The organism is Legionella pneumophila subsp. pascullei (assembly GCF_900637585.1).
Lineage (GTDB): Bacteria > Pseudomonadota > Gammaproteobacteria > Legionellales > Legionellaceae > Legionella > Legionella pascullei.
This window is the reverse complement of the sequence record NZ_LR134380.1, coordinates 1384283-1402089: the sequence shown is the minus strand read 5'-3', so window position 1 is coordinate 1402089 and position 17807 is coordinate 1384283. Positions and strand designations below refer to the sequence as shown.

The following is a 17807-nucleotide window of genomic DNA, read 5'->3' as shown; positions in this document are numbered from 1 at the left end:
GTTTCCAAACTTCACAGAAACATAAAAAATGATAAAAACCCTATTTAAACAAAGCAAACATTGTGCCAATAACCAAAAAATGAGAAAATGAGGGCTCCAAGTGGTAATTCCCTATGTGGAGTCTCATCATGTCAATCTCGAAGACACTTCCTTCTCATGCGATTGAACAAATTAAATCTTATCTGCTTCAACTCCAAAATACAATTTGTGTCTCACTGGAGTCACTGGATGGCAAAGCCAGATTTCATGAGGATTCATGGCAGCGAGTTGCTGGAGGTGGAGGAAAAACCAGAGTCATGGCTAATGGGCATGTATTTGAAAAAGCCGGAGTCAACTTTTCACATGTGTCAGGTGAGCAATTACCTGCATCAGCCAGCGCACAAAGACCGGAATTGGCAGGAAGGCATTTCAGCGCATTAGGGGTTTCTCTGGTCATTCATCCAGAGAACCCCTATGTGCCAACAACACATGCCAATGTTCGATTTTTTGTTGCTGAAAAGGAGAATTCCGAACCAGTATGGTGGTTTGGTGGAGGATTTGATTTAACACCTTATTACGGGTTTGTTGAAGACTGTGAGCATTGGCATCAAACGGCATTAAACGCCTGTTTACCCTTTGGAGAAACTATTTACCCAAAATTCAAGCGTTGGTGTGATGATTACTTTTTTATTAAACATAGGAATGAAGCACGTGGTATTGGAGGCTTATTTTTTGATGATTACAATGAAATCAGTTTTGCTCACAGCTTTGATCTCATGCGTAGCATAGGTGATCATTTTATTCTTGCCTATGAACCCATAGTGGCTCGTCGTAAAGATATTCCTTTTGGTAATAGAGAAAAAGCGTTTCAGAATTACCGAAGAGGCCGTTATGCAGAGTTCAATTTAGTCTACGATCGAGGCACTTTATTTGGCCTGCAATCCGGCGGAAGGACAGAGTCTATATTGATGTCCCTTCCTCCTATTGTCCATTGGGAATACAATTGGCATCCTGAGAAAGGCAGTGATGAAGAAAAATTATACACTGATTTTTTACCTGCAAAAGATTGGTTGAAACAGGAATAAAACACCAAATTTAAAAACAAACGACGCGCTTCTCCCCCTGCCTGGCAGGATAAGCGCCAAAATAAGAAAATCATCTTACTCGGTATGATTATCAGATTAGAGCTCGTGCATGAACTGATTATTTTGTTTTTAGGCAAAGGCGCAAACGTGTTAAGTAGCAGAGTACACATGTGGTAAATGAGCACCATATAAACGTTTGTAACGCGGCAATAAAATGAAAGAGGCGGATTATGCAAGAGATCTATTGTTAAACCAGCTCCTCTGCATTTCTGCTCAAAGTTCTTAACCCAAGAAACAAGAACAATGCAGCAACCAAATTTAAAAGACAAAGTATCAAAAAAACCTGGGGAATTGAAAAATTAAAAAACAACAAAAGCATTACTAACAAAGTTCCCATCACCATAAACAACGCATTGTAAATATTGTTCGCTGCAATCGTTCTAGCCCTGTTCTCAACTGGACTTATAATTTGTAAATAAGTATATAATGGAACCACAAATAATCCTGCACAAAATGCTAACATAAATAAATCAAAAGCAATTCGCCAATGATTAAAAGAAGTAAAAAAATTAAGTAAGTTAAATAAGGGGGTCTTTAAATCATGATCTACAGGAGATGCCCAATACAAATCAAAAGCAAAAAAGGTAAATGCAAGCATGGCCATTGGGACAGCAGAAAGATTAACTTGTCCTTTCAATAACCAATTTATTGTAATCGATCCCAAAGCAATACCTATTGAAAATAAGGCAAGAAATAGAGCAAAAACATGAGCACTGGCCCCCAAAACATAATGGGTGTAATCAGGTAATTTGGTTAGCATGACAGCGCCAATCAACCAAAACCATGAAATCGTTAATATGGATAGAAAAATTCCATATTCTTTTTTCGCTTCCTTTAACATCTTCACTGTAGCTCGCCATAAATTAAAATCGACTTTTAACTCAGGAAGTGCTGATGGAGCCGGAGGTATAAATAAGCTGGAAACCAAGCCAGAAAAAGCAGCACTTAAGGTCATAATAATCGCGATATAAGGAGTAGCCTCCTTCCCTCCTACGGTTAAAGTACCCAATGTAGTGCCTAATAAAATAGCAATAAAAGTACTGGCTTCTATTAACCCCGTAGCTGCCAATAAATTTTTCCTAGGCAAGTGATCTGGTAAAATTGCATATTTGATAGGTCCAAAGAAGGTAGAATGCGCCCCCATACCAGTTAAGGTACACATCATCAAGAAAATACTCCCACTATATAACGCAATGCCTCCAATAATCATTAATAACACTTCAAGCACCTTAACCAGGCGAGTCAATAGAGCTTTATCATATTTGTCAGCCAATTGTCCGGAAGTAGCAGAAAAGATAAAGAAAGGCAGTATGAATAAAGCACCAGCAATAGCCTGATAATATTCTGACTGCTCTTGTGTATGGCTTAAATGATAGCTAATCATAGTCAACATCGCTAACTTATAAGCATTATCGTTAAAAGCACCAAAAAATTGGGTCAGAAAAAGGGGCAAAAATTTTCTTTGTTCAAGAAGACCAATAAAATCTGCTGTCATTCAAATTCCAGTCATGCTTTAAAATTAAAGTAAACAAGCATATTGCTGTATCGATCGAAAGTAAATGACAATAACCTGAGAAAACTCAGAAAATATTATCCATGCAACGATCAATTGTATTCACTCAATATAAATAGAAACTGACTTGACAAGAGAGTGCTCAGCCCCTTAATTCCAGTGCCTTATAGGTAAATACCCCCAAGGGTCTTGTTATCTAATTTGTTATCTAATTCGGAAAAATTCCTGCAATTGATCTATATTTATATATATGGACATTTTTTGTACGAATACAAATCAATGCATCCTTAGGAACAATCATGAACAAGAACTCAGCTAATGATTACTCAGCTCTATTAGACATAATCAGATCACATACACCAGTTAGATATAATGAACTGAATATACCGCTTACTATTACGCAAAAGCATGCGGAAGCTGTATTACACGTAGTTCATGACGTTGGCGGCCAACCAGATGGTCCTCTCGATAAATCAACACATAAGCCTACTCTATGGGAAAAGAATACTCATTGCACAGCGGAATGCTTGGCTTGGCGCGGTCATTGGGTTGCAGAAGAACGGCGAAGACGAGAAAACGATTTGGGTGAAACCATTTATTTTGGCACACCTTATTATGCAAGATGGTTACTCGCAATGGCTAAAATGCTGCTTGATAAAGGATATATCACCCCGGATGAATTAATGAACAAAATGGCAGAAGTTAGAAAGCGTGAGGAGATCTAGATGGATAAATACAAAATAGGCGATCGTGTAACGGTGAGTAATTTGCCTTCTTTGTTTCATACTAGAACCCAAGGTTACACCCGAGGACATACAGGAGAGATTGTTCTTTTACGGCCAGAATGGGTTATTCCCGAAGATGAAGCGTGGGGGCGATATGAAGGACGCCGTGAGAGATTTTACTTGGTTCGTTTTAAGTTAAATGAATTATGGGAAGATTATGGCGGTAGCCCAATTGATACCTTAGAGACAGAATTCTCAGAGAGATGGCTTGAACCAGCAAAAGAGAATGAGAAAAAGGAGAAAAAGTAATGAAGGAGGAGCATTTACATGAACCCATAGAGGAACATGATGAAGCGATAGAGTTTACTATTCTTGAAACTGCCATTCGTGAACTTGCGATCGAAAAGGGCTTGTTTTCACGTGAAGATCACCGTCGCTTTACAGAATGGTATGATAACCTTGGTTATTATTCAGGCTCCCGAGTTGTCGCTCGCGCCTGGGTAGATCCTGAATTCAAGAAGCGTTTGCTCGCTGATGGGGTCGCAGCTTGTAAAGAACTGGGAATCGACTGGTTAAAACCAACAGGCGAAGGCACCCCTAGTGATTATACTCATTTAATTGTTTGTGAAAACACACCCAAGCTTCATAACACTATGGTATGCACTTTATGCTCATGCTACCCAAGACCTTTATTAGGCATAGCTCCAGCTTGGTATGAAAGACCTAATTACAGACGTCGTTTAGTTAGATGGCCACGTCAAGTATTAGCCGAATTTGGAACTATCATCCCTCCTGATGTGGAAGTGCGAGTTCACGACTCCAATCAACGCACACGGTTTATGATTTTACCTATGCGCCCTGAAGGGACAGAAGATTGGAGTGAAGAAAAACTTGCAACCATTGTAACCAGAGATACAATGATAGGAGTTGCCATTCCAAGAATTGACTGGACAGTTGATTCAATACCAGGCACTTAAAGGGAGAAAGCTCATGTTTAAAGTTTCCTTGCGTACAGTTTTTGTTGCAGTAGCAACTGTTCTAATGCCGTCTATTGTATTTGCGCATCATGCTGAATTTATGAGAAATGATCCCTTTTTGCAAGGTTTGAGCATGCCTATACACGGGATAGATCACATGCTGTTCTCCTTGGCAGTAGGACTTATCGCCGCACAAATAGGAGGTCGCGCCTTATGGAGCGTTCCTTTGGTTTTTGCTGTAGCTATGGTGTTAGGTGGTATATTAAACGTTTCTGGCATCGCAATCCCACTACTACAATATGGTATTTTAGCTTCTCTTATAATTTGTGCAGCCTTATTATCATGGCGTCCTAGCGTATCTTTATTGTTGACAGTAGGGCTTATTGGCCTTTTCACTATTTTCCAGGGAAATGCGATGGTAACCGAACATAATTTATCAAATATACCATTTTTTATAGTAGGCTGCTTAATTTCTTCATTAGTTTTACTAAGCATTGGGGTAGGTCTTGGACTCCTTATTTCGCATTTAAACAAATCTATATTCCGTTATTTGGGTGTCATGATGCTTGCTGCTGCTGTTGTAATTGGAGTTTTCCCTGAGTTTGATACTTCTATAATTCAATTATTAAATGCTTAATATTAAAACATTTAATTAAATGTTATTCCTGCTGTCGCAACAGTATTATAATGAATTTTATTCTGCTCCCCATTTGGAGTTTGAAGAATGGGGAGAGCCACTCCTAACTGAAAAAACAATTTTTTAGTAGAGAACCACAAAGAAGGAATAATACTCACAAGATTGCCACCTGAGTTTGGATCAATTTCACCTATGAACTTATCTTTTCCAGTATAGACTCCGTTCACTTCAACCAAACCAAAAAAAATATATTTTCCAGTTTCACTTTTAATATTTCGCCCCAGACCAAATTGATACAAATATTGGTTTCCTAATTTCATACCATCGTGTTTTGTTATGACATTTAATCCAGAAGAAACAAGACCAAACCAATCTACAGACATTCGATTATAAGTACCTCCTAAAAAATAGCTGAGCGAACCAAAGCCGGTCGATGGATCTTTCTTAGCTGAACCGGTTGGAGCCGTCAAAGCCCCCACAAAAGTCATTTGATCAACGTACTTGAAAAATGTAGGTATCCCCCAAGCCATTTGAACGCGATGTTTCATTAACATAGTTTGCTGCAACTGGCTCTGTAACCAAAAAGGAGGCTTGATTAGATACACCATACACGACGAAAGGAGATATAGTCAGATAATGTTCTTTTTTATAATGCAAATAGTTCGGTGAAACGTAAAATTGTACCTGGTTTTTATCAATCAGAGATTGGCCAAACGAAAGAAAAGGACCAGGCTGCTGGGATGCAGGTAAAGCAAAATTACCAATATCTGGAGGTTCATTTTGTAGCGCTGTAGACGAGACATCTCCAATTGCAATTTTTGGTAATGCGCTGATAACTAAAAGTAAGCTTAGATTTTTTGTTTTATATAGAAAATTTTTCATTATATTCTTGTAGTTATTTGCGAAAAAATTGTTTGTGAACACTCCAAACTGCTACATGGAATTTAAAACATTTGTTACTCCTAGTCCGCTTAAAGTTCTATCAGATAATACTTGGAGATAATCTGAGGATGATTCAATCAGGTACAAACCAATTAATTTTACTTATTGTTTGAAAAATAAAATCAGCCCTATCTTTAACAGGGTGTTTTGGCACCTCTATTAACGCGTACCCACAATCAACATACCCCTCTTTTATAGCATAATAAGTTTGCAATGCTTCGTGAAAATCTTGTTGACGTTCCACGTCATTTTCATAAATTTCAGGCCAGGGAGGAAAAATAAAGACTGTTTTATTATAGCGAAATCGTAAAGCGGCATCATTCACTTCTTTGCTTGTCTCCTCACAAAATGCTTTGGTGTAAGCATACAAATCAGGGATTCCCCGGTCGAAAAATACAATTTTTTCCTCTGATTGCATCCTGCAATAATCAGCAATCGATTGCTCGAGCATCAAGTCACGAAATGCTTTTCTATTCCCGGTATGTATTGCATCACCACCGTCAGCCTGCTGTTTTTGAATAATAGAGCGTGCTGCTTCAGCAACAGTTAAATAACCCCGGGTATTTAACTCATTTAATACAGCAGTTTTGCCAGAACCAGGCCCTCCTGTAAATATAAAAAAATTAACGCATAACCTTGAGCCTACTACCATAACATGTCATACCTTTAAAAATTGTTCGTATATTAAATTACAAATCCTTTAGTGTATTCATATCAAGTCTCTTAAGCTTTTATCCAGCTTATCTGTTTCGCAATAATAAAAATGAGTATCCAAAGGACACAATTTAAACTCTTTAGGTAAAAATTCCTTATTAACGAGAGCAAACCCATTTTTTTCGTAAAAACGTCTTGCTGCGTTTAGCTGAGCCACTGTTCCCAGAAACAGCTTTTTAAATCCATGTTTCATCGCATTTTTAACTAAAGTCAGCATTAATTTTTGAGCCAAGCCTAACCCTCGGTATTTCGAAGCAATAAAAAATTTTTTTACTTCCCCTTCAACATTATTTAACTTCTTTAAGCCGATACAACCGATAATATCCCCTTGCTCATCCACCGCATACCAAAAATTACAGCTGTTATAATAGCAATACTCCTCTTCGGCTTTTAGAATTGATGCATTGATTTCAGGAGTAATCGAAAGGTGAAATTCGTTCACTTGAATGTTTTCAATCATATTAACAATTTGTTTACGCAAAGTTCTGGAAGTCGATAAGCGTAAAATCTTAATATGATCACGAATTAAACGACTTTGCTCTAAAGCTTGAGCATATCTCCCTATTGCAGTAATTATTTGTTCCCTCTCTTCGTCAGTTAAAAAATGAAATGCTCTTTTAATTTTAGTATTAGAATATTCATCAATATAATTTACCTTTTCCTTACCCTTGTGAGTGCTTCTTAAAAAGCGCTCTCGCTTATCCAGCCCCTCGTTTACCGTTATCAACTCATCTTTAATTAAAGAGGCCACTATTCGCGACAGAGTAGGTAATGAAATTAATAACGATTGACTTAATTTGGAAATAGTAATATCTGGTTCTTTATTTATTTCAATTAAAGTATGCCAATAAGAAGGCTGCTCCTTTGCATCTAATTTATTTAATTGCAACATGCCTAATTCCCGTACCAATTTTCTTGAATATTGTCTAAGCAAATCAATTGGATCATTAATCATCTTGGCTCTCTCACTATATAAATTACATTGATAATTGCATTAATTATAAATTAACATTAAAATAATTCCATATTTTGCATATTTTTATTAAATCACTTGGTTTGAAAGTGAGTAAATCCATTTAATTCGCATAGCCCTCTTTCTAAACCAGTGGAGGAAAACATTTAGAAAATTTAAGTGATATAAGCAGTGTTACATTAAGCAAATATAAAATTAAAAAGTGCATTTAAATAAAAATTAGTTAGGATATTAGCTGAAACAACTTAATAAAAATTCGGAGTCTCTATGGAACAATGGCATCAATTTACTTTACTCCTACCCTTAATTATTTTAGTTTTTATTTCATTGATCAGTCCTGGGCCCGATTTTGCGATTACAGTTAAAAATAGCCTGGTTTATTCCAGAAGAAGCGGATTATTAACCGCTTTAGGAATAGCTTTAGGCAGTTTGGTTCATATCAGTTACACTCTTCTTGGATTAGGCCTGCTTATTACCAAAACCCCTATATTACTCTATATCATCCAATATCTAGGCGCGGGATACCTCTTTTATATCGGCCTTAAAAATTTAAGGTCTCAGCCAAATGCAGACAAAATGGGAGATTATTCAGCTTATAACGATTTAAAACCAAGCAAGGCTTTTTTCAATGGGTTTATAACGAATTTATTGAATCCCAAAGCCATGCTCTTTTTTATCAGTTTGTTTTCAGTGCTTATGCCCAAAGAAATTTCAATCTCCACCAAATTATTCTTGGCAAATATCCTCTTTCTGCAAACATTATTATGGTTCTCTTTTGTTGCATTCAGTCTTTCTGGAAAAAATACGCGTGCGAAATTTCAAAGAATTAGCTATTGGATTGAGCGGATTACAGGCGCTATTTTAATTGCATTGGCATTAAAATTATTGTTAAGTCAACTTGTCTAATACTCAGTCAGGAATGTATTTAAAATCCATCAACCTTTTATAAAGGATTCTGTATACGGTATAAAACATGCTTCGCTAACCTGTGATCAGAGGCTAATTTAGGATGTAAAAAATCTCCTGTGCAGTCTCTGGTCATACCAATCCGCTCCATAACACACCTTGAACGGAAATTATCAGGCACAGTAAAAGAAACTATTTCGGGAATACGCATATCCTGAAAAGCATATTCAAGTGCTGCTTTTGCCCCTTCTGTAGCATAGCCTTGCCCCCAAAACTCAGTTGCCAAACGCCATCCTATCTCTACACAAGGAGTAAAGTGAGCATTCCACGTCGGAGAATTTAATCCTATGAAACCAATAAACCGCTTACTGTCCGTCACTTCAGCTGCCCACAAAGTAAAATCCTTTTGAGATAATTGTTCATTCATTCTCATAATAAAATCTTTCACCATGTCCATAGGCCACAATTCAGGGAAATACTCCATGACCTGAGGATCCTGACACATTCTGTAGAAAGGCATAGTATCTTCTTCATTCCAGGCTCTTAACAAAAGTCTTGAGGTTGTCAAATGTTTCATGGTAAATATATTCTTCCTTCTAAATAAAGATGGCAATTTCCATAGAGTAACACTCTGTTTTCCTTCACTTCACAACAAAGATCACCTTGTCTTAGACCTCCTTGTAAAGCAGTTATATGGTTCTTTCTTAACCGTTGACACCAATAAGGTGCAATAACGCAATGAGCTGACCCTGTTACTGGATCTTCAGGAACATTACAACCAGGATAAAAACAACGGGAATAAACATCTGTTGATATTCCTGGGGCGGTTAAAATCAACCCCCTGTAGTCAAGATGAGCTACTGCATTCAAATCAGGCTTTGCCTCACTCACTTCTTCTGCATTTTCGTACACAAACATCAAATCAAATTGGCTTTTCAGTGTCCTAAATGGCTTTTTTAAATTCAAATGCTGTAGTTCTGATCGGAAATCAAGTTCTTCATAAGGTAGAGCTGGGAAATCCATAACCAATCCTTGAACTGTGTTTTTAACCCATAGTTTACCGCTCAAGCTATTAAATAAAATGTCTTTCCCTGAAAATCCCAATTGATTAAAAATTACATAAGAGCTGGCCAGAGTGGCATGGCCACACAATGCTACTTCTTCATTAGGGGTAAACCACCGGATCCTGTACCCCTCGTCTTCTGGAACAAAAAAAGCTGTTTCAGATAAATTATTTTCAGCGGCAATGGATTGCATAGTCTCATCACTTAACCATTTATCTAAAGGACAAACAGCAGCAGGATTGCCTTTGAATAAATTTGAAGCAAAAGCATCCACTTGATAGATTGGTAAACTTTTCATAGAGGTCTCCTAAAACAACTTGCGAATATTAACATAGCTTGTTATTATATAGCAAGCTATTTAATTATGAGAAATTTATGCATCTTTCCTCTCTGCTCAAAAAAACACATCGTTTGTTAATCAAGCGAGCCAATGAATTAATTAAACCTTATGCTATAAATCATGCCTACACTTATATATTGATGGAACTGTATAATGAAAATGGGTTGACCCAATCAGAATTAGTTCAATTGATTGAAGTGGAACAACCTACCCTTGTAAGAACTTTGGATCGAATGGAAAGAGATGGATTTATTACACGAAAACCAAGCTCAATAGATAGAAGAGTCGTTCATATTTTTCTTACAGAAAAAGCCAGACTTCTGCAAAAAAAACTAGAGGAATGTTCCATAACACTTAATCATGAGATTCTGGCTGGTTTTTCAGAGGATGAAAAAACAACATTCCAAGAACTAACCCATCGCGTTCTTGATAATTTAAGAAATCCAACTGAATAATTTATAATGATACTGCAAATTACCTCATTCTATAGCCTATAGCGTCACCAATGTGGGCTTTACCAGTTTTTCAAAATCACGAAAAGAGAGCTGTATCAATTCGGAATGAGAACCAGCATTGAATAAGATATTGTCCTGTGCACTTAGTTTAGTAGATACTAATACTGGTAAACCATACAAATTACCGAATGGGGGCATGGCGCCAACATCACATTCCGCAAATTGTCCTTCAAACTCTGATTCAGTAGCAAGCTCAAGTTCTGAAGTACCAATAACTTCTTTAAGTTTTATAAATTTAATATGGTCACTTGCAGGCAATACTACCATCGCTAAACGTCCATCCATTTTTATAATAACTGTTTTTGCCAACTGTTTTCCTGAAACATGGGCAGAGGCAGCGATTTCTTGTGCGGTATACGCTGGGGAATGAGCTATGGACAAATATTTTATCTTATGGCTGTCTAGAAATTGTTTAAGCTTTGCAACTGGCATAACAAACTCCTTTTCGATGCTAATTGATTCTTTCAAAATGATCTTTATCAATTACTCTCATTTAAAATTTTGAATCATTTGTTTGGAAGCAGTCACTTCACTTAAACAATTACCCTCTGTAAACTGCAAATTATTAATAGGACTCTGATATCCCTATTAATTCATAATATGGCGTTTACCCTCAACGTAAACCGTACTTGCAGCAGCTTCCTGTGTGTTTTTAACAGTTTCAACAAATCGAACTCGGTCACCAACTTCTAATTTATTAATGTCATAATCAACGACACTTTGACCTGTAAATCGTATCAAACGCCCATCTATTGTTTCTATGTAGCCATAATCAGCTATCGGGCATACCTCAAGAACCCTCCCACCACGAATAGAATCCTCATGACGCTTGATATGGCCTCGCCGTTGATTTGCATAACTCTTAAGCTGACGCTCAATAGCATTAAAAGCGTCTCTCAGCGAAACATAAACATCTTCATGCGCATGCTTGTCTGATGATTCACGACTCACAACTAACTCAGCATCAGGAACTGTAAGATCAATACGTACATGATAAAGCTTTCCTTTATTATGATGGCGATGAGGAGACTCAATAACCACTCTACATCCCATTATCTTGTCATAAAGGCAATCCAGCTTTTTAGCGAGTTTTATAGCCCTGCTTTCAACTGCTTTTGATGGATCCATATTTCTGAATGTCACCTGAATAGGAAGTAACATTTTTAACCTCCCTTATATTTTGATAATGAATGATTTTAGATCTTATTTATTAATCTATAGACAAAAAAAATGTTGCTTTCAATAGAAAAATGATAAGCGATTGAATTAACAACAAAAATAAAATTATTAAAGCAGGTACTAAAAGATAACATCAAAAAAATGAATTGAATTGATCAATGAAGACTTCCTATCTGAAACTTAATGAACGTATAACAACATGTCACTGCTGGTTTATGTTTTGATTGTATACGTGGATAAGCCTAAGAGTTCGACGCTGCACTCTGAAGCAGAATCGCCCCAGACCATTCTCTTAACTTTCACTCGTCCTCAAGACAGCCTCCGTCTCCCTTCATTTTTAGATGTAGGACGGCTGTACTTTTTGACTCGGTAGTAGACTATAAAATTACCAGATTTTATGTCAAACTCTCAGGTTTTCTATAAACATCCTCTTAAGTACTTTAACGAGGCTTTAAAAAAGTAAAACATAGCCTCACCAGATAAAATCATCTGGCTTATTCTTCTGTGTGTACTGATTCGCTGGCCACTACAACATTTTGTGCTTTCAAACCCTTAGGTCCTCTATCAAGCTCAAAGGTCACTGGATCATTCTCATGCAGAGTTTTAAAACCAACTCCCTGAATGTCTTTGTAGTGCACGAAAATATCTTCGCCTTTCTGATTAACAATAAAACCAAATCCTTTTTTTTCATTAAACCATTTAACATGGCCTGTTTCTCTTTGCGACATTCGCATTTCCCCTTTGACTTACACAGATACATCAAAATTGTTATTTAAAATAAATAAAAGTTCACTTTAGCGCAACTTAAAGTGAAAAAATAAATCACTCTTTAATTAGCAATTTACGCTATAATAAACCCTTTTCCATGCAAGGATAAATCCTGCACTATGATTAGCATATCAGTTTTTTGTTGATTGTTAAGGATTTTTTTAAAATATGTGATTGTTTTCAATAAAATTTTGTATTAGGAAACCAGAATGAATCATACCAAATCATCTTTTATAAAATTAGCTCTGGAGTGTCAAGTACTTAAATTTGGTGAATTTACTTTAAAATCAGGACGAATAAGTCCCTATTTCTTTAACGCTGGTTTATTTTATCATGGTGATTCCTTACGTCAGTTAGGTCAATTTTATGCAAGAACCCTTTTAGAACAAGAGGTTTCTTTTGAACACTTGTTTGGACCAGCATACAAAGGTATACCACTCGCTACCTCAACTGCAGTGGCCTTGGCTGAATTAGGCAGGAACATCACAGTAACTTTTAATCGTAAAGAAATGAAAACTCATGGAGAAGGCGGTCAATTAATTGGTTCACCGCTAACAGGAAGGACAGTGATCATTGACGATGTGATTACAGCGGGCACAGCATTCAGAGAATCACAAACCCTGATTAAAGAGAATGGAGGAATTCTTCGTGGAGTCATTATCGCTCTGGACAGATGCGAACGAGGATTAACTGAGAAATCAACCCTGACAGAAATCAGGGAGCAAGGAATTGAAGTCTATTCAATTATCAATTTGTTTGATCTAATAGAATTTCTGAAAAATGACAATCAATACGAACAGGTACAAAAACTGGAGTCCTATCACGAGCGTTATGGTGCATATTAGGATCAGGACTTACGAAAAACCCCAATCTCTTTGTTAAAAAATGTTTTTAATTCGGTCATTTAGTGTATCTAAACTCTCTCATTAAAAACATTTTTTTCCTCGACCTTAGAGTTTTTCATAAGTTCTGAGGATTACAGATTTTCCTCAAAAAATAGTAAAAAAGCCATATTCATTGTGTGTTAAGTTGCTGAGCTATCCATGAAACTCAGCAACTTAACACTTAGATTGTCTTCGTCTACTGCTTCACATCTTCTTCTCTAAGTTCCAACCATACTGCGTTAAGCACCGCAAATACACAAGCCAGTCCTGTGCCTAAAATCCAGGAGAAATACCACATAGCAAAACCTCCTAATATGCAGAATCTTGCTCTGCTTTAATAGAACTTTCTGTTACCTTACCTCGTAACACTCGATAAACCCAGGCTGTGTATGCAAGCACAACAGGTAATAATAATACCGTTGCCACCAACATAATGAACAAAGTAACCTGACTAGAAGAGCTATCCCAAACGATTAAACTGTATTTAGGATTTGAGGAAGAAGGTAATATGAAAGGAAACATACTAACCCCTACCGTTGCAATCAAAGTACCCACACTCAATCCGCTCAGCACAAAAGCAAACACACTTTTATTCGCAAAGATAATCGCTAAAAAAGCAGATACTACACATAAAACAGGTACTAAAAATGACAGCGGATAATCTTTATAATTGTTAAACCATGCCCCAGCTTGAATACTAACATCCTTATAGGAAGGATTTGATGGCCCATCATGAGGAACCGTTCCTTTTAAAACATAACCATCAATACCATAATAAGCCCAAATCCCTAATCCAATAAATAGCAGAATAACTAAAATAGCACTCCATCGAGCTCTATCTTTTGCTTTATTTTGCAAAGTCCCTACCGTTTTTACTTGAATAAAAAAAGCACCATGCATGGCAAGCATGAGCACAGATAATAATCCACATCCTAAAGCAAACGGATTGAGCAATTCAAAAAAGCTTCCCGTATAGAATACTCTTAAACTCTCATCAAAATAAAATGGAACACCTTGTATGACATTTCCAACCGCTACCCCAAAGATTAAAGCCGGAACAAATCCACCGACAAACAAAGCCCAATCCCAAAATGCTCTCCATGTGGGATTATCCAGCTTTGACCTGTATTTAAAACCAACGGGTCTTAAAATCAAGGCTAAAAGAACAACCAGCATCGCAATGTAAAAGCCCGAGAATGATAAGGCATAGAGAGTGGGCCAAGCTGCAAAAATAGCGCCTCCACCTAATATAAACCAAACCTGGTTTCCCTCCCATGTCGGGCCAATGCTGTTAATTAAAATCCGTCTCTCAATATCTGTTCTGCCTAACCAGGGAAGCCACATTGCCACACCAAGGTCAAATCCATCCATAATAGCGAAGCCAATAAGCAAAATACCTATTAACAACCACCAAATTATTCTAAGTGTTTCATAATCCAAAGGCATTTGATTCTCCTTTCATCAATGATGATTCATACCATCTGGGCCAAGACGTATGTATTTGACCATCAAGTAAATCTCAACAATTGCAAGAACAGTATAAAATAATACAAAGCCCGCGATTGATGTCATTACTTGTCCTGATGTTAAAGAGGAGGCTCCCATAAAAGTAGGTAAAATACCCTCAACAACCCAGGGTTGACGACCATATTCTGCTACTATCCAACCTAATTCAGCCGCTACCCAAGGTAAAGGTAAAGAGTAAAATGCAACCCTATGGTACCAGAGTGTTTTTTCCAGCCGATGTCTTACCGATAAATAAAATCCGGTTGCGAAAAGAAGTATAAAATATATTCCACACGCGACCATAATTCTGAAAGAAAAGAACATCGGCAGGACTTTAGGCTTGAGATCGTGCGCTGCTTGATTTATTTGCTCCTCAGTAGCATCCGTCACATTCTCAGTATATTTCTTGAGCAATAAAGCATAACCAAGATTTTCGCTATGTTTTGTAAAAACAGCCTTAGCTTGTTCATTCTTTGGATCTTTCTGTAAAACCTTCAATGCATCGTATGCGATCATCCCATCTTTGATTTTTAATTTTCCTTCCTCAATTAATTCAATAATACCTTGTAAAGGAGTATTGAACGAACGCGTGGCAATAATACCAAGGGCATAAGGAATATCTATTGCATATTTTGTCGTTAGAGTCTTCTCATCTGGTATTCCAAAAACAGTCAAATTGGCGGGAGCTTTCTCGGTATGCCACATCGCCTCCATAGTAGCCAACTTCATTTTTTGGTTTTCATTGGCAACATAACCGCTCTCATCGCCCAGTACCACAACAGACAATGCCGAAGCCAAACCAAAAGAAACTGCGACCGTCATTGAGCGTTTGGCAAACGCTTTATTTCGTCCCCGCAAAAGAAAATAGGCGCTTATGGATAAGACAAACATGGCTCCTGTCACATATCCCGCACTGATGGTATGCACAAACTTGGCCTGAGCAACAGGATTAAACAGCATTTCGTAGAAACTGCTGACCTCCATTCTCATCGTTTGGTAATCAAAATAGGCGCCTACAGGATGTTGCATCCAACCATTAGCAATTAAAATCCACAATGCTGAAAGATTAGTGCCTAAAGCTAATAACCATGTTGAGGTCAGATGCTGCAATTTTGACAATCTGTTCCAGCCAAAGAAAAATAAACCCACAAAGGTAGCTTCGAGAAAAAAGGCCATTAGCCCTTCGATCGCCAATGGAGCACCAAATACATCTCCAACATAATGTGAATAGTAAGCCCAGTTAGTACCAAACTGGAATTCCATAGTCAGGCCGGTTGCAACTCCCAAAACAAAATTAATCCCAAACAAAACACCCCAGTATTTGACCATTTTCTTCCAGAGATCACGGCCAGTCATTACATAAACTGTCTCCATGATAGCTAACATAACCGATAACCCCAACGTAAGGGGTACAAATAGAAAATGATATAGTGCGGTTAATGCAAATTGTAACCTTGATAAATCAACAACTTCAGCAGCTGGAATCATAAAACTACCTCTTGTTATTTGGGGTAAGTACTGTTTGTTCTTCTTTTCCTAACAACCATTCTTTATTACTAGACAACTCAGGATGCATTCCTCTGACACAGAAATACCATAATAAAACGAGCAATATCATTTTAAATGAAAGGGTAAATACAATATCTCTGGTAAGTGGTTTCATGACATTTCCTCAGGATTTATCATATCGACAGTCTCTGATAAAAATATTTACTTCTGCCTTTTGATTTTCGGTCAATCCAGTTTCCCGGAAAGAGACCTGTATACTCTACCCCATCCAGAATTTTTTTTCACTAAATTATTGACAATGCTAAAGATAATCATTATCATCATCAACATGTTACAATACGTTAATACATTAACATGAAAATACATGGATCTTTTAATAAATCTGCGCTGCCTAATTTGATGCAAGCCATCAGCTTGCTTAAAAACGAAGACGAAGCCATGCAGTTTTTTACAGACTTATGTACTCCTGCTGAACTAGAATCTATGGCTGATCGATGGCAAGTCGTTCCTTTGCTACGCCAGGGCATCCCATACAGAACGATTCATGAAGAAACAGGGGTCAGTGTAACAACCATCACGCGAGTTGCGCGTTGTTTAAGTTTTGGTACAGGCGGTTATCGTTTAATAGCCGAAAGATTGGAGAAGTTGTGAAAAATCGTTTACGCCTGGCCTTACAAAAAAAAGGCCGATTATCAGATGAATCTTTAAATCTCCTGCAACGTTGTGGTTTAAAGTTTCGTATTAAGCCAAACGCATTATTAACCCATGTTGATAATTTTCCAATCGATTTACTATTTGTTCGCGATGATGACATCCCTACTCTGGTATTCGACAGTTTATGTGATGGTGGCATAGTGGGGGAGAATGTGCTGCTGGAAGCTTCTCTTAACAGACCTGATAAAGCCTTTAAAAAAATATTGGCATTAGGCAGTTGTACTTGTCGTTTATCGATAGCAGTACCTGAAGCATTCGACTATCAAGGTACTGGAAGCCTGGATGGGAAACGAATCGCAACCAGCTATCCAAATTTACTGAACAATTATCTTGCTGAACGAAAAATTAGTGCGGAAATCCTGACATTATCTGGCTCGGTTGAAGTGGCTCCACGAATGGGAATGGCTGACGTGATATGTGATTTGGTATCTACTGGCCAAACACTCGAAGATAACAAACTCAAAGAAGTAGATACTGTACTCAACAGTCAGGCTGTCTTTATCCAAACTCATAGGCAATTAGAACCTGATATACAAGAATTATTTGCTATGCTTGCCAGAAGAGTTCAGGCTGTCCAGCAAGCACAAGAAAGAAAATATATAGTTTTTCATGCACCCAAATCCGCCCTTGAGCGAATTGCACAGAAATTACCAGGAGCTGAGTCCCCAACCATTCTTCCATTACCGGGCAACAATGAAAAAGTTGCAGTGCATGTAGTCTCCAGTGAAGGTGTGTTTTGGAATACCTTAGAGACAATTCAATATTTAGGTGCAAGCTCCATCCTGGTATTACCCATTGAAAAAATGCTGGAGTAATT

Annotated in this window: 24 protein-coding genes; 10 read left to right on the top strand and 14 right to left on the bottom strand. The window is 37.4% G+C overall.

Annotation, left to right across the window (positions count from 1 at the left end; all coding sequences use genetic code 11):
* The first annotated feature begins 128 nt into the window (after positions 1-128).
* Positions 129-1064 carry an oxygen-dependent coproporphyrinogen oxidase gene (gene hemF, locus EL201_RS06460; protein WP_027221458.1) on the top strand — a complete coding sequence of 312 codons (936 nt, stop codon included), beginning with the start codon at positions 129-131 and terminating at the stop codon, positions 1062-1064.
* Positions 1065-1311: 247 nt separating this feature from the next.
* Here the strand turns inward: hemF and EL201_RS06455 are convergent, their stop codons facing one another.
* The gene (locus EL201_RS06455) at positions 1312-2619 is read right to left on the bottom strand and encodes an MFS transporter (protein WP_027221457.1); all 1308 of its coding nucleotides are present in this window, start codon (positions 2617-2619) and stop codon (positions 1312-1314) included.
* A 317-nt stretch (positions 2620-2936) separates the two neighbouring features.
* Between EL201_RS06455 and EL201_RS15960 the strand changes: the two genes are divergently transcribed.
* The 4 genes from EL201_RS15960 to EL201_RS06435 are packed head-to-tail and all read left to right on the top strand — an operon-like array spanning position 2937 to position 4976.
* Positions 2937-3362, top strand: a complete 426-nt coding sequence (locus EL201_RS15960; protein WP_027221456.1) for an SH3-like domain-containing protein — start codon at positions 2937-2939, stop codon at positions 3360-3362.
* Positions 3363-3671 carry an SH3-like domain-containing protein gene (locus EL201_RS15955; RefSeq protein WP_027221455.1) on the top strand — a complete coding sequence of 103 codons (309 nt, stop codon included), beginning with the start codon at positions 3363-3365 and terminating at the stop codon, positions 3669-3671. It abuts the gene before it with no gap.
* Positions 3671-4339, top strand: a complete 669-nt coding sequence (scnC, locus tag EL201_RS06440) for a thiocyanate hydrolase subunit gamma (RefSeq protein ID WP_027221454.1) — start codon at positions 3671-3673, stop codon at positions 4337-4339. The genes EL201_RS15955 and scnC overlap by 1 nt, the downstream gene beginning before the upstream one ends.
* 13 nt (positions 4340-4352) lie before the next feature.
* A complete protein-coding gene (locus EL201_RS06435; RefSeq protein ID WP_027221453.1) occupies positions 4353-4976 on the top strand; it encodes a HupE/UreJ family protein in 624 nt (207 codons plus the stop codon).
* An 11-nt stretch (positions 4977-4987) separates the two neighbouring features.
* Here the strand turns inward: EL201_RS06435 and EL201_RS06430 are convergent, their stop codons facing one another.
* The 4 genes from EL201_RS06430 to EL201_RS06420 all read right to left on the bottom strand — a co-directional run bounded on the left by EL201_RS06430 (position 4988) and on the right by EL201_RS06420 (position 7587).
* Positions 4988-5530: a hypothetical protein gene (locus EL201_RS06430; RefSeq protein WP_231955180.1), complete on the bottom strand. Its 543-nt coding sequence runs from the start codon at positions 5528-5530 to the stop codon at positions 4988-4990.
* Positions 5469-5858, bottom strand: a complete 390-nt coding sequence (locus EL201_RS15830) for a hypothetical protein (RefSeq protein WP_231955178.1) — start codon at positions 5856-5858, stop codon at positions 5469-5471. The genes EL201_RS06430 and EL201_RS15830 overlap by 62 nt, the downstream gene beginning before the upstream one ends.
* A 133-nt stretch (positions 5859-5991) precedes the next feature.
* On the bottom strand, positions 5992-6570 hold the full coding sequence (locus tag EL201_RS06425; protein WP_027221452.1) for an AAA family ATPase: 579 nt from the start codon (positions 6568-6570) through the stop codon (positions 5992-5994).
* A 57-nt stretch (positions 6571-6627) separates the two neighbouring features.
* Positions 6628-7587, bottom strand: coding sequence for a bifunctional helix-turn-helix transcriptional regulator/GNAT family N-acetyltransferase (locus EL201_RS06420; protein ID WP_027221451.1), 960 nt, complete (start codon positions 7585-7587; stop codon positions 6628-6630).
* A 285-nt stretch (positions 7588-7872) separates the two neighbouring features.
* On the opposite strand from EL201_RS06420, the gene EL201_RS06415 reads away from it, so the two are divergent.
* Positions 7873-8511 (top strand): LysE family translocator, encoded by a 639-nt coding sequence (locus EL201_RS06415; RefSeq protein ID WP_027221450.1) that lies wholly within the window; start codon positions 7873-7875, stop codon positions 8509-8511.
* A 37-nt stretch (positions 8512-8548) separates the two neighbouring features.
* Here the strand turns inward: EL201_RS06415 and EL201_RS06410 are convergent, their stop codons facing one another.
* Complete coding sequence (locus tag EL201_RS06410) at positions 8549-9088, bottom strand: GNAT family N-acetyltransferase (protein ID WP_027221449.1); 540 nt, start codon at positions 9086-9088, stop codon at positions 8549-8551.
* Entirely contained in the window at positions 9085-9873 is a 789-nt protein-coding gene (locus EL201_RS06405) for a PhzF family phenazine biosynthesis protein (RefSeq protein ID WP_027221448.1), read from the bottom strand. The genes EL201_RS06410 and EL201_RS06405 overlap by 4 nt, the downstream gene beginning before the upstream one ends.
* Before the next feature lie 77 nt (positions 9874-9950).
* On the opposite strand from EL201_RS06405, the gene EL201_RS06400 reads away from it, so the two are divergent.
* Positions 9951-10370 (top strand): MarR family winged helix-turn-helix transcriptional regulator, encoded by a 420-nt coding sequence (locus EL201_RS06400; RefSeq protein WP_027221447.1) that lies wholly within the window; start codon positions 9951-9953, stop codon positions 10368-10370.
* A gap of 36 nt (positions 10371-10406) precedes the next feature.
* Here EL201_RS06400 and EL201_RS06395 read toward each other — a convergent pair whose 3' ends face one another.
* The 3 genes from EL201_RS06395 to EL201_RS06385 all read right to left on the bottom strand — a co-directional run bounded on the left by EL201_RS06395 (position 10407) and on the right by EL201_RS06385 (position 12337).
* Complete coding sequence (locus tag EL201_RS06395; RefSeq protein ID WP_027221446.1) at positions 10407-10862, bottom strand: aminoacyl-tRNA deacylase; 456 nt, start codon at positions 10860-10862, stop codon at positions 10407-10409.
* 156 nt (positions 10863-11018) lie between these two features.
* Positions 11019-11591, bottom strand: coding sequence for an HPF/RaiA family ribosome-associated protein (locus tag EL201_RS06390; protein ID WP_027221445.1), 573 nt, complete (start codon positions 11589-11591; stop codon positions 11019-11021).
* Positions 11592-12103: 512 nt separating this feature from the next.
* The gene (locus tag EL201_RS06385) at positions 12104-12337 is read right to left on the bottom strand and encodes a cold-shock protein (protein WP_011213557.1); all 234 of its coding nucleotides are present in this window, start codon (positions 12335-12337) and stop codon (positions 12104-12106) included.
* 249 nt (positions 12338-12586) lie between these two features.
* Between EL201_RS06385 and pyrE the strand changes: the two genes are divergently transcribed.
* Positions 12587-13222, top strand: coding sequence for an orotate phosphoribosyltransferase (gene pyrE, locus EL201_RS06380; RefSeq protein ID WP_027221444.1), 636 nt, complete (start codon positions 12587-12589; stop codon positions 13220-13222).
* A gap of 235 nt (positions 13223-13457) precedes the next feature.
* Here the strand turns inward: pyrE and cydX are convergent, their stop codons facing one another.
* The 4 genes from cydX to cydP are packed head-to-tail and all read right to left on the bottom strand — an operon-like array spanning position 13458 to position 16430.
* A complete protein-coding gene (cydX, locus tag EL201_RS06375) occupies positions 13458-13559 on the bottom strand; it encodes a cytochrome bd-I oxidase subunit CydX (RefSeq protein WP_016356871.1) in 102 nt (33 codons plus the stop codon).
* Between the two features lie 11 nt (positions 13560-13570).
* Complete coding sequence (cydB, locus tag EL201_RS06370; protein WP_027221443.1) at positions 13571-14707, bottom strand: cytochrome d ubiquinol oxidase subunit II; 1137 nt, start codon at positions 14705-14707, stop codon at positions 13571-13573.
* 15 nt (positions 14708-14722) lie between these two features.
* The gene (locus tag EL201_RS06365) at positions 14723-16255 is read right to left on the bottom strand and encodes a cytochrome ubiquinol oxidase subunit I (RefSeq protein WP_027221442.1); all 1533 of its coding nucleotides are present in this window, start codon (positions 16253-16255) and stop codon (positions 14723-14725) included.
* 4 nt (positions 16256-16259) lie between these two features.
* On the bottom strand, positions 16260-16430 hold the full coding sequence (gene cydP, locus EL201_RS15660; RefSeq protein ID WP_015444582.1) for a cytochrome oxidase putative small subunit CydP: 171 nt from the start codon (positions 16428-16430) through the stop codon (positions 16260-16262).
* A gap of 200 nt (positions 16431-16630) precedes the next feature.
* Here cydP and EL201_RS06360 point away from each other — a divergent pair, with 200 nt between their 5' ends.
* Positions 16631-16927 carry a YerC/YecD family TrpR-related protein gene (locus tag EL201_RS06360; protein WP_027221441.1) on the top strand — a complete coding sequence of 99 codons (297 nt, stop codon included), beginning with the start codon at positions 16631-16633 and terminating at the stop codon, positions 16925-16927.
* Positions 16924-17805 (top strand): ATP phosphoribosyltransferase, encoded by an 882-nt coding sequence (gene hisG, locus EL201_RS06355; protein ID WP_027221440.1) that lies wholly within the window; start codon positions 16924-16926, stop codon positions 17803-17805. The genes EL201_RS06360 and hisG overlap by 4 nt, the downstream gene beginning before the upstream one ends.
* Positions 17806-17807: the final 2 nt, after the last annotated feature.